The 13,345-nt window shown below is 74.8% G+C and carries 1 protein-coding gene and 1 pseudogene; both read left to right on the top strand.

Annotation, left to right across the window (positions count from 1 at the left end):
- Positions 1-502: 502 nt before the first annotated feature.
- A pseudogene (locus BJ969_RS20065) lies at positions 503-3,616 on the top strand (type I polyketide synthase); the annotation flags it as partial.
- A gap of 240 nt (positions 3,617-3,856) precedes the next feature.
- Entirely contained in the window at positions 3,857-13,150 is a 9,294-nt protein-coding gene (locus BJ969_RS20060) for a type I polyketide synthase (protein ID WP_184480927.1), read from the top strand.
- Positions 13,151-13,345: the final 195 nt, after the last annotated feature.

The following is a 13,345-nucleotide window of genomic DNA, read 5'->3' as shown; positions in this document are numbered from 1 at the left end:
TGCGGGATCGATTTCTCATGTAGCTCCCTACACGGCGAAATCGCTGTCCTCGCGAGGAAGCCGCTGAGAACCCGCCGGTGGTCGACTTGCTCAAGCCGGTCACTGCTCAGCGGCTCCGCCGCTGACAGGACAACGACCATGAACGCCGCTCACCTCCAAATCTGAGATCAAGGGCAGGTGGTCAGCGGCGACCGCGCGGGTTTTTGCCGGGGTGGGCTTCGCCACGGGAGCGGTTTTCGCGCGGGCGTCGCCGGGCTCCCGCTAACGGGCCGGGTGCGTGAGCACTGCTCAGCGGTGGCGTCGGTGATCGGGAAGCGATCAGGACCGATCCGGGTTCGCCCGGGCGGTTCGGGCCTTCGACCTGCGGCTCTAGGGAAAAGTACAGCCGTGGCGCACTTACGCTCCGCAGTCGAGTGGTGCAGTCCCGCCCGACTTCTCGCCAGAGGTGGTGCAGCGCATGACGATCCCGCGCACGACGATCCCGGCCGGTGACGATTCACCGGCCGCGGCAGACCCGATCGCGGTGGTGGCGATGGCGTGCCGGTTCCCCGGTGCGGTGCGGTCGCCCGAGGACCTGTGGGAGCTGGTCACCTCCGATTCCGGTGCTGCGTCGGGATTCCCGGAGGACCGGGGCTGGGACCTGGCGGGGCTGCGCGAGGCCTGCGCCGTCGACTCCGGCGGTTTCCTGCCGGACGCGACGGAATTCGACGCCGAGTTCTTCGGGATCTCGCCGCGCGAGGCGCTGGCGATGGATCCGCAGCAGCGCCTGCTGCTGGAGGTCTCCTGGGAGGCGTTCGAACGGGCCGGCATCGACCCGGCGTCGCTGCGCGGCTCCCGCACCGGCGTGTTCGCGGGCCTGCACGGCCAGGACTACGCGGTGGCCGCCGACGGGGCCGCCGAGGACTTGAGCGGGCATGCGGTGACCGGCGTGTCCACCGCGGTCGCCTCCGGGCGGCTCGCCTACCTGCTGGGCCTGGCGGGACCGGCGGTCACGGTGGACACCGCGTCGTCGTCCTCGCTGGTGGCGCTGCACTCGGCGGCGCGGTCCATCGAAGCGGGCGAGTGCTCGCTGGCGGTGGCCGCCGGGGTGACGGTGATGTCCACGCCCGCCTCGTTCGTCGGTTACTCCCGGCAGGGCGGGCTCGCCGCCGACGGGAGCTGCAAGCCGTTCTCCGACGACGCCGACGGCACCGCCTGGTCCGAGGGCGTCGGCGTGGTGCTGCTGGAGCCGCTGTCGCGGGCGCGCGCCGCCGGGCACGACGTGCTCGCGGTGCTGCGCGGTTCGGCCATCAACTCCGACGGCGCGTCCGCCGGGCTCACCGCGCCCAGCGAAGCCGCGCAGCGGGCGGTGATCCGGGAGGCGCTGGCCGACGCCGGGCTGGCCGCCGTCGACGTGGACGCGGTGGAGGCGCACGGCACCGGCACGGCGCTGGGCGACCCGATCGAGGCGGCGGCGCTGCTGGCGACCTACGGCCAGGACCGCGAGATCCCGCTGCTGCTCGGCTCCGTCAAGGGGCACCTGGGCCACGCGCAGGCCGCCGCCGGCATGGCCGGGCTGATCAAGACGGTGCTGACGCTGGGCGAGGACCGGTTGCCGGGCATCCGGAACATGCGCTGCCCGTCCCCGCGGGTGGACTGGACTTCCGGTGCGGTGGAGGTGCTGGCCGACGCCGCGCCGTGGCCGCGCGGGGACCGGCCGCGCCGCGCCGCGGTGTCGTCGTTCGGCATCAGCGGCACCAACGCGCACGTCATCCTCGAACAGCCGATTCCCGCCGCGCCGCAAGAGGAATCCGAACCCGCGGTGGTCCCGGCGGCCGTGCCGCTGCCCGTCTCGGCGCGCTCGGACGCGGCGCTGGACGCGCTGCTGGACCAGGTCGGGGACCTCGCCGAGTCGGGGACCTCCTCGCCGGTGGACCTGGGCTGGTCGCTGGCGACGCGGCGGACCTCCTTCGAACGCCGCGCGGTGCTGCTGAGCACCGCGGACGGCGCCGTGGAGGTGGCGCGCGGCTCCTCGGCCGAGGGCTCGTCGGCCGTGGTGTTCTCCGGGCAGGGCTCGCAGCGGCTCGGCATGGGGCGCGAACTGCACGCCCGCTTCCCCGTCTTCGCGGCGGCGTTCGACGAGGTGCTGGCCGAACTGGACCGCCACCTGGACCGCCCGCTGCGCGACGTCATCTGGGGCGAGGACGCCGAGGAGCTCGACCGCACCGGGAACGCGCAGCCCGCGCTGTTCGCCGTCGAGGTGGCGCTGTTCCGGCTCGCCGAGTCCCACGGGGTGCACCCGGACCACGTCGGCGGCCACTCCGTCGGCGAGGTCGCGGCGGCGCACGTGTCCGGAGCCCTGTCGCTGCCGGACGCGGCGAAGCTGATCGCGGCGCGCGGCAGGCTCATGCAGGACCTGCCCGGCGGTGGCGCGATGGTGGCGCTGCAGGCCGCCGAGCGCGAGGTCGTCCCGCTGCTCACGGCGAACACCGGGCTGGCGGCGGTGAACGGCCCCGAGTCGGTGGTCGTGTCCGGTGGTGCCGAGGAGGTCGTCGCGCTCGCCGAGCACTTCACCGACCTGGGCCGCAAGACGAACCGGCTGCGGGTGTCGCACGCGTTCCACTCGCCGCTGATGGAGCCGATGCTCGCGGACTTCCGCGACGTCGTCGGCGGCCTGTCCTTCGCCGAGCCGCGGATTCCGGTGGTGTCGAACCTGACCGGCCGGCTCGCGCGGCCGGGCGAGCTGGCCGACCCGGAGTACTGGGTGCGCCACGTGCGGGAACCGGTGCGCTTCGCCGACGGCGTCGCCGCGCTGCACGAGCAGGGCGTGACGCGGTTCCTGGAACTGGGCCCGGACGGCGTTCTCTCCGGCATGGTGCGGGATTCCGCGCCGGGCAGCCCCGTCGCGGTCGTCCCGGCGCTGCGCCGCGACCGCGACGAGGAGGCCGCGTGGGTGACCGCGCTGGCCCGGCTGCACGTGACCGGGACGGCCGTCGACTGGCGGCAGGTGTTCACCGGCACCGGTGCGCGCCCGGTGGCGCTGCCGACGTACCCGTTCCAGCGGGAGCGGTTCTGGCCGACGAAGGCCCAGGCGGCGATCTCGGCGACCGCCGCGCCGGAACCGGTGGCCGCCGCGGCTTCGGAGCCGGTGGACCTCCCGGACCGCCTCGCGCGGCTGCCGCGCGGCAAGCGCACCCCGTTCCTGCTGGACCTGGTGCGCACCGAGGCGGCGGCGGTGCTCGGTCACCGCAAGACCGACCGGGTCGGGCCGGACCGGGTGTTCAAGGACATGGGCTTCGAGTCGCTGACCGGCGTCGAACTGCGGGACCGGCTGGGTACGGCCACCGGGCTGCGGTTGCCGACCTCGCTGGTCTTCGACCGCCCCACGCCGCACTCGGTGGCCGAGTACCTGATCGACCACCTCGCGGCGGACTCGTCGCTGGAGGCCGAACTGGCGGCGTGGGAGCGGCGGTTCGACGAGACCCCGGCGGATCCGGCGGAACGCGACCGGCTGGCCGCGATGCTGGACCGCCTCACCGCGAAGCTCCGCGGCACCGCGCCGGACGCGGACACCGACATCGCGGACGCCTCGGTGGACCGCCTCCTCGACTTGATCGACGAGGAGTTCGTCGCGTGAGGAGCCGGTCGGTGAACTCGGCCCGCGCGGCGGTGCGGGTGGCGGAATCCCGGCGGTTTCCTCGCCGCGGGGCCGATTTCTCGGGTACCCGCCGCGAGATCGCCGCCTCCGCCACCGGCGGGACGCAGACCGACGACGCCGCTCACCTGGAACGACGAGTTCAACGACGCGCGCCGAGCGCGCCACCTGCCCGTGCGCGACGCGACCGGCCGGGCAGCGAGAACGATGTGAGGAAGCCCCGTGCCTGAAGATCAGCAGGAAAAGGTCGTTGACTACTTGCGGCGGATGACCGTCGATCTGCGGCACGCGCGCAAGCGCATCGAGGAGCTGGAGGACCGCGACCGCGAGCCGCTGGCCGTCGTGGGCATGGCCTGCCGCTACCCGGGTGACGTGCGCTCGCCGGAGGACCTGTGGGACCTGGTGTCCACCGGCGGTGACGCGGTCGCCGGATTCCCTGCCGACCGCGGCTGGGACCTGAGCTCGCTGCGCCGGGACAGCACCACCGGCACCGGCGGCTTCCTCTACGACGCGGCCGAGTTCGACGCGGGCTTCTTCGGGATCTCCCCGCGCGAGGCGCAGGCGATGGACCCGCAGCAGCGGCTGCTGCTGGAGGTGGCGTGGGAGGCCGTGGAGCGCGCGGGCATCGCGCCGAGCGCGTTGCGCGGCACGCCGGCCGGGGTGTTCGTCGGCGCCTACCACTGGGGTCGTTCGCAGGCCGGTGCCGACGACCTGCAGGGCCACACGATGACGGGCACGGCCTCCAGCGTCATGTCCGGGCGGCTGGCCTACACGCTGGGCGTGCACGGCCCGGCGCTCACCGTCGACACCGCGTGCTCCTCGTCGCTGGTGGCGCTGCACCTGGCGGCGCGGTCGCTGCGCGCGCGGGAGTCCTCGCTGGCGCTCGTCGGCGGTGTCACCGTGATGTCGGACCCGTCGCTGTTCGTGGAGTTCAGCAGGCAGGGCGGGTTGTCCGCCGACGGCCGCTGCCGGGCGTTCTCCGCCGACGCCGACGGGACCGGCTGGGCCGAGGGCGCCGGCGTCGTGGTGCTGGAGCGGCTTTCCGAAGCGCAGCGCCACGGTCACGAGGTGCTGGCGGTGCTGCGCGGCAGCGCGGTGAACCAGGACGGCGCCTCGAACGGCCTGACCGCGCCGAACGGCCCGGCGCAGCAGCGGGTGATCGAGCAGGCGTTGGAGAGCGCCGAACTGCGTCCGTCCGATGTGGACGTCGTGGAGGCGCACGGCACCGGTACCCGGCTCGGCGACCCGATCGAGGCGCAGGCGCTGCTGGACGCCTACGGCCAGGACCGCGAAGAGCCGCTGCGGCTCGGCTCGCTGAAGTCGAACATCGGCCACACCCAGGCCGCCGCCGGGGTCGGCGGCGTGATCAAGATGGTGCAGGCGCTGCGCCACGGGGTGCTGCCGCGCACGTTGCACGCCGAGACCCCGACCCCGCACGTGGACTGGAGTTCCGGTGCGCTGCGGCTGCTTACCGAGCAGCTCGACTGGCCCGACGCCGGCCGCCCGCGCCGCGCGGCGGTGTCGTCGTTCGGCGTCAGCGGCACCAACGCGCACGCCGTGCTGGAGCAGGCGCCCCCCGCCGAGGCCGCCGCCGAGGCGCCCCGGCCGGACGCGGTGGTGCCGTGGGTGCTCTCGGCCCGGTCCGAGCAGGCGCTGCGCGAGCAGGCCGCCCGCCTGGAGCGCCACGTCACCGCGCACCCCGAACTCGCACCGGTCGACCTCGGGAATTCCCTGGTGCGCACCCGATCCCTGTTCGAGCACCGCGCTGCGGTGATCGGAGCCGACCGGGACGAACTGCTGGCGGGGCTGCGCTCGCTGGCGGCCGGTGAACCCGACGCCGCCGTCGTCGAGGGCCTGGCCGAGGCCGAGGGCGGGGTGGTCTTCGTCTTCCCCGGCCAGGGCACCGCCTGGACCGGGATGGGCGCGCGGCTGCTGGCCGAGTCGCCCGTGTTCGCCGCGCGCATCGCCGAGTGCGAGCACGAGCTGAGCGAGGTCGTCGACTGGTCGCTGTCGGCCGTGCTGCGCCAGGACGACGGCGCTCCGTCGCTGGACCACGACGACGTGCAGCAACCCGCGACGTTCGCGGTGATGGTGGCGCTCGCCGAGCTGTGGCGCTCGCACGGCGTGGTGCCCGACGCCGTGGTGGGCCACTCGCAGGGCGAGGTCGCCGCCGCCGTCGTGTCCGGCGCGCTGTCGCTGCGCGACGGCGCGCGGCTGGTGGCGTTGCGCGGCAAGGTCATCGCCCGCCGCCTGGCCGGGACGGGCGGCATGCTCTCGATCCCGCTGTCCACCGAGGAGGTCGAGCGGCTGATCGAGGGTCGCGACCTGGCGCTGGCCGCGCTCAACGGCCCGCGTTCCATCGCGGTGTCGGGTCCGGACGCGGAGCTGGACACCTTGTTCGACGAGCTCACCGAGGCCGGGCTGCGGGTCCGCCGGATCGACGTGGACTACCCGTCGCACTCCGCGCACACCGCGCCGCTGCGCGAGGAACTGCTCGCCGAGTTCGCCGACATCGTGCCGCGCGTGCCGGAGGTCCCGTTCCTGTCCACCGTCACCGGCGAGTGGATCGACGAGGCCCGCACCGACGCCGAGTACTGGTTCCAGAACCTGCGCTCCACGGTGCGGTTCGCGCCGGCCGTCGAGTCGCTGCTCGACCACGGCCACCGGGTGTTCGTCGAGGTGGGCGCGCACCCGGTGCTGACGCTCGGGGTCCAGGAGCTCATCGAGCAGCACGAGGTCGCCGCGGTCGCCACCGGCACGCTGCGGCGCGATCACGGCGGGCTCGACCGGTTCACCGGCGCGGTGGCGACGGTGTTCGCCCGCGGCGGCGCGGTCGACTGGTCCGCCTGGTTCACCGACGCGCGGGTGGTCGCGCTGCCGACCTACGCCTTCCAGCACGAGCGGTTCTGGACCGAACCCGCGCACCCCGGCTCCGACCCGGCGGACGAGGAGTTCTGGACCGCCGTCGAGCAGCACGACGCGCGCGCCCTGACCTCGCACCTGCACGTGGACGAGCAGGCGCTGGCGGCGGTGCTGCCGGCGCTGTCGACGTGGCGCAAGCAGCGCCGGGTGCTGTCCGAGGCGGACGCCTGGCGCTACGAGGTGGCGTGGACGCCGCTGAACGGGCTCCCGCGCGGACTGCTGCACGGCACCTGGCTGCTGGTCACGACCGAGCACGCCGAGGACGCCGACGTCGCCGCCGCGTTGTCCGAGCACGGCGCCGACGTGCACCGGCTGCTGCTCGACGAGTCCTGCGTGGACAGAGCGGTGCTGGCCGAGCGGCTGGCGGAGATCGCCGACCCGGCGGGCGTCGTGTCGGTGCTCGCGTTCGACGAGCGGCCCGGCGAGACCTACCCCGACATGCCGCTGGGCCTGGCGCTGACCGTGTCGCTGGTGCAGGCGCTCGGCGACACCGGCGGCACCGCGCCCGCGTGGGCGGTCACCCGCGGCGCCGTGCGCACCGGGGACGGCGACGTGCTGCCGAATCCGGCGCAGTCGCAGGTGATGGGCGTGTCCTGGACCGCGGCGCTGGAGCACCCGAACCGCTGGGGCGGCACCGTCGACCTGCCGGAGGTCCTGGACGCGCGCGCGGCGGGCAGGTTCGCCGCGGTGCTCGCCGACTCCCGAGGTGAGGACCAGCTGGCGATCCGCCCGGCGGGCGTGCTGGCCCGCCGCGTCGCGCGCGCCGCCGCGCCGCGGCCGGTGCGGGACTGGACGCCGCGCGGCACCGTGCTCGTCACCGGCGGCACCGGCGCCATCGCCCCGGACCTGGCGCGCTGGCTGGCCGCGCAGGGCGCCGAGCGGGTCGTGCTCACCTCCCGCCGCGGACTCGCCGCCGACGGGATGCCGGAGCTCGTCGCCGAACTGGCGGAGCTGGGCACCGAGGTCGCCGTGGAGTCCTGCGACGTCGCCGACCGCGACTCGGTCGCCGCCCTGCTGGACCGGCTCACCGAAGCCGGGCACGTGATCCGCACCGTCGTGCACGCCGCCGTGATCATCGAGCTGCACACCCTCGACGAGACGAGCACCGAGCAGTTCCAGCGCGTGGTGCGCGCCAAGGTCGCGGGCGCCCGGCACCTGGACGAACTGCTCGGCGAGGAGCTCGACGCGTTCGTGCTGTACTCCTCGATCGCCGGGATGTGGGGCAGCCGCGCGCACGCCGCCTACACGGCGGGCAACGCCTACCTGGCCGCGCTGGCGGAGAACCGCCGCGCCCGGGGGCTGCCCGCGACCTCGCTGCACTGGGGCAAGTGGCCGGATTCCCCGGAGCTCGCGCAGGAGGACCGGCACAACGTGCGCCGCACCGGCCTGCGCATCCTCGACCCGGAGCTTGCGTTCACCGGTCTGCGGCGGGCGCTGGACGAGGACGCGTCCGTGCTGGCGCTGACCGACGTGAACTGGGAGGACTACCACCAGGTCTTCACCGCCGCGCGCGCGACGATGCTGTTCGACGACGTGCCGGAGGTGAAGCGGCTGGCGGAGACCGCCGGGGCTCCGGCGGAGGCCGGCGGGTTCGCGGCCGAGGTGCGCGGCCTGCCCGCGGCCGAGCGGTCGGCGCTGCTGCTGGAGCTGGTGCGCGACCAGGCCGCCGCCGTGCTCGGGCACTCCGGCGGGGCCGCGCCCGCCGAGCGCCGCGCGTTCCGCGACCTCGGCTTCGACTCGGTCACCACGGTGGAACTGCGCAACCGCCTGGTGCGCGCCACCGGCCTGAACCTGCCGACGACGGTCGTGTTCGACTACCCGTCCCCGACGGACCTGGCCGCGTTCCTGGACTCCCGGCTCGCCGGCGACCAGGAATCCCGCGCGACGAGCGCGGTCGCGGCCACCGACGAGCCGATCGCGATCATCGGCATGGGCTGCCGGTTGCCGGGCGGCGTGAGCACGCCGGACGAGCTGTGGGAGCTGGTGCTCGACGGCGCCGACGTGATCTCCGACATCCCGGCGGACCGGGGCTGGGACGCCGCGGAGCTCTACGACCCGGACCCGGACCGGGCGGGCCGCACGTACTCGGTGCAGGGCGGTTTCGTCGACGGCGCCGCCGAGTTCGACGCGGGCTTCTTCGGGATCTCGCCGCGCGAGGCGCAGGCGATGGACCCGCAGCAGCGGCTGCTGCTGGAGACCGGCTGGGAGGCGTTGGAGCGCGCCGGGATCGACCCGGAGTCGTTGCGCGGCAGCGAAACCGGCATCTTCGTCGGCGCCAGCCACCAGGGCTACAGCGCGAGCACGTTCGGCATCGACGACGGCACCGAGGGGCAGTTCATCACCGGCGCCGCGGCCAGCGTGCTCTCCGGCCGGTTGTCGTACCTGCTCGGCCTGGAAGGTCCCGCCGTCACGGTGGACACGGCGTGCTCGTCCTCGCTGGTGGCGCTGCACCTGGCCGGGCAGTCGCTGCGCAGCGGGGAGAGCTCGCTGGCGCTGGCCGCCGGGTCCACGGTGATCGCCGGGCCGCAGGACTTCCTCGGCTTCAGCCGGTTGGGCGCGCTGGCGGTGGACGGGCGCTGCAAGGCGTTCGCCGAAGGCGCCGACGGGATGAGCCTCGCCGAGGGCGTCGGCGTGGTCGCGCTGGAACGGCTCTCCGACGCCCGGCGCAACGGGCACCCGGTGCTGGCGGTGCTGCGCGGCTCGGCGACGAACCAGGACGGCGCGTCGAACGGGCTGACGGCGCCGAACGGGCCGTCGCAGCAGCGCGTCATCCGGCAGGCGCTGGCCAACGCGGGCGTCGAGGCGGGCGAGGTCGACGTAGTCGAGGCGCACGGCACCGGCACCGCGCTCGGTGACCCGATCGAAGCGCAGGCGCTGTTCGCCACCTACGGGGCCGCGCGCTCGGCGGAGCAGCCGCTGTGGCTGGGCTCGCTGAAGTCGAACATCGGGCATTCGCAGGCCACCGCGGGCATCGCGGGCGTGCTCAAGATGGTGCTGGCGCTGCGGGCGGGGCGGTTGCCCCGGACGTTGCACGCCGAGCGGCCGTCCTCGCACGTGGACTGGTCGGACGGGCGGGTGCGCCTGCTCACCGACGAGATCGCCTGGCCCGAGGCGCAGCGCCCGCGGCGGGCGGCGGTCTCGGCGTTCGGCATCAGCGGCACGAACGCCCACGTGGTCCTGGAACAGGCGCCGGAACCGGCCGCGGCCGAGCGGCAGCCGGTGCGCGCCCGCTACGGGCTGGTGCCGTGGGTGCTGTCGGCGAAGTCCGAGGACGCGTTGCGGGAGCAGGCATCGCGAATGTCCATTGTGGATTCCGATCCGGCCGAGGTGGCCTGGTCGCTGTTGCACGGCCGCAGCGCCTTCGAGCACCGCGCGGTCGTGCTCGGTGCCGACGCCGACGAGCTCCGCGCCGGACTGGACGCCGTGGCGTCGGCCGGAACCGCCGCCTCCGTGGTGCGCGGCACCGACGTGGGCGGCGCCGGACCGGTCTTCGTCTACCCCGGCCAGGGCTCGCAGTGGTGGGGCATGGGCCGCGACCTGCTCGCCGAATCCGAGGTGTTCGCCGACGCCATCGACGACTGCGAGCGGGCGCTGGCGCCGTTCGTGGACTGGTCGCTGCGCGACGTGCTCACCGGCGCCGCCGACCCGGCGCTGCAGGAACGGGTCGACGTGGTGCAGCCCGCGCTGTTCTCCATGATGGTCGCGCTCACCGAGCTGTGGCGCGCGCACGGCTGCGCGCCGTCCGCGGTGATCGGGCACTCGCAGGGCGAGATCGCCGCCGCCTGCGTGGCGGGCGCGCTGTCGCTCGACGACGCCGCGCGCGTGGTCGCGTTGCGCAGCAAGGCGTTGCTGGCGCTGGCGGGACAGGGCGGCATGGTGTCGCTGGCCGCCTCCGGCGAGCGCGCCGCCGAGCTGATCGAACCGTGGGGGCGGCGGATCTCGGTGGCCGTGATCAACGGCCCGTCCTCGGCGGTGGTCTCCGGGGAGCCGGAGGCGCTGGACGAGCTGATCGCCGACTGCGAGCGCCGCGAGATCCGCGCCCGCAAGGTCAACGTGGACTACGCCTCGCACGGCCCGCACGTCGAACAGGTGGAGGCGGAGCTGGCCGAGGTGCTGGCGCCCGTCACCCCGCGCTCGGCGGCGGTGCCGTTCTACTCGACGGTCACCGGCGAGCGGATCGACACCGCGCAGCTCGGCGCCGACTACTGGTACCGCAACCTGCGCGGCACGGTGCGCATGCAGGACGCCACCCGCGCGCTGCTGGCCGACGGCAGGAGGCTGTTCGTCGAGGCCAGCCCGCACCCGGTGCTGGCCGCCGCCGTGGAGGAGACGATCGACGACGCCTGCCCGGATCCGGCGGTGGTGCTGGGCACCCTGCGCCGCGACGAGGGCGGCCCGCGCCGCTTCCTGCTCTCGCTCGCCGAGGCCCACGCGCACGGCGCGGCCGTCGACTGGACGAGCGCGTTCACCGGCGGCCCCGGCCGGAGCGTCGAGCTGCCCACCTACCCCTTCCAGCACCGGCGCTACTGGCTGACCCGGCGCCCCCGCAAGGGCGGCGCCGAGGACTCCGAGTTCTGGGACCTGGTGGAACGCGGCGATCTGGAATCGCTGTCGGCCGAACTCGGCGTGGACCGCGACGGCACGGCGCTGCACGAGGTGCTGCCCGCGCTGGCGCAGTGGCGGGAACGCTCCCGGCACCGCTCGGCGGTGGACGCGCTGCGGTACCGGGTCGGCTGGACCCGCTCGACCGTATCCGGCGAGCAGCAGGGGACGCGGCTGCTGGTCGTGCCGGAATCCCACGACGGCTGGGTCTCGATGGTCGTCGACGCGTTCGGCCCCGACGTCGTCGTGCTGCCCGCGCGGGCCCGGGACCGCGCGGAGCTCGCAGCCGCGCTGCGCGAAGCGGTGGGGGAGCGGGAGATCGGCTCGGTCGTGTCGCTGCTGACCGCCGTCGACCCGCCCGGTGGGCTCACGGCGACGTTGCTGCTGGTGCAGGCGCTCGGTGACGCGGAGATCGTGGCGCCGCTGTGGTGCGCCACGCGTTCGGCGGTGTCCGTCGACGGCGAGGACGTGGACCCGGAGCAGGCCGCCGTGTGGGGGCTCGGCCGGGTCGCGGCGCTGGAGCACCCGGACCGCTGGGGCGGCCTGGTGGACCTGCCGGACTCGCTGGACGACCGCGTCACCGACCGGCTGCCCGCGGCGCTGAACGGCCCGGAGGACCAGGTCGCGGTGCGCGGCGGCGGCCTGTTCGGGCGCAGGCTGCTGCGTTCCGCGTCCTCGCGGCCCGCCGAGTTCGAGGCGCGCGGCACCGTGCTGATCACCGGCGGGACCGGTGGCGTCGGTGCGTTCGTCGCGAAGTGGGTGGCGCGGCGCGGCGCGGAGCACGTGGTGCTGACCAGCCGCCGCGGGCCGGACGCGCCCGGAGCCGCCGCACTCACCGCGGAACTGGAGGAGCTCGGCGCGAAGGTGACCGTCGCCGCCTGCGACGCGGGTGATCGCGCGCAGCTGGCGGGCGTGCTCGCCGACGTCGGCGAGCTCGGCTCGGTGTTCCACGTCGCGGGCGTGGCCGACGGCGACGCCCCGGTGCGGGACCTGACCGAGCAGCAGCTCGCCGAGCTGCTGCGCTCCAAGCGGGACGCGTCGCTGCACCTGCACGAGCTCACCCGCGAGCACGACCTGGACGCGTTCGTGCTGTTCTCCTCGGGCGCGGCGGTGTGGGGCAGCGGCGGCCAGCCGGGTTACGCGGCGGCCAACGCCTTCCTCGACGGCCTCGCCGAACACCGCCGCGCGCTCGGGCTGCCCGCCACCTCGGTGGCGTGGGGCACCTGGGGCGAGGCCGGGATGGCGATGGACGAGGAGGTCGGCGAACGGCTGCGCCGCCAAGGCGTGCCCGCCATGCGCCCGGAGCAGGCGCTCGCCGGGATGAACCAGGCCATCGTGGACGGTTCGGCGACGGCGGCGGTCGCGCTGGTGGACTGGGAGAAGTTCGTCCCCGGTTTCACCGCCGTGCGCCCGAGCCCGCTGCTCGACGAACTCCCCGAGGTCCGCGCGGTGCTGGACGCCGCGCCGGAAGCGGCCGAGGCGGGCGAATCGGGCTCCGCGCTGCGGCAGCGGCTCGCCGAGCTGCCCGCCGCCGAGCGGACCCGCGCCCTGCTTGAGGTGGTGCGCGCCGAGGCCGCCGCCACGCTCGGCTACGACGGTGCGGAGGGCATCCCGGCGTCGCGGGCCTTCAAGGACGTGGGCTTCGACTCGGTGACCGCGGTGGAGCTGCGCAACCGGCTGCGCACCGCGACGGGCCTGGCGCTGCCCGCGGCCCTGGTCTTCGACCACCCGAACCCGTCGGCGCTGACGGCGCACCTGGCCACCGAGCTGTTCGGCGACGCCGAGGAGCGCCCCGACGACCCGGACGCCCGCATCCGCGAAGTCCTCACCACGATCCCGCTCAGCCGGCTGCGCCAGGCCGGGCTGCTGGACATGGTGCTGCAACTGGCCGAGGACGGCGGTGAGCCCGCCGAGGCGGAGGCGCCGGCGGACGCGATCGACGACATGGACGCCGAGAGCCTGCTGCGGCTCGCCACCGGCACGAGTAACTGAGGAGCTCTCTTGACATGGCCTGCGTGACGGTGCGGGTGGCGGAACCTCAGCGGCTTCCTCACTGCGGGATCTTTTTCCCAAGTGGCTCCGCCACGAGGGAAGAAGCCGTCCTCGCGAGGAAGCCGCTGAGAACCCGCGGCGGTGCCGGTTGCTCAAGCTGGTCACTGCTCAGCGGCTTCGCCGCTGACAAGACAC

The organism is Saccharopolyspora gloriosae (genome assembly GCF_014203325.1).
Taxonomy (GTDB): domain Bacteria; phylum Actinomycetota; class Actinomycetes; order Mycobacteriales; family Pseudonocardiaceae; genus Saccharopolyspora_C; species Saccharopolyspora_C gloriosae.
Note: the sequence above shows the minus strand (reverse complement) of the source record. Positions and strands in the feature narration are given on the sequence as shown.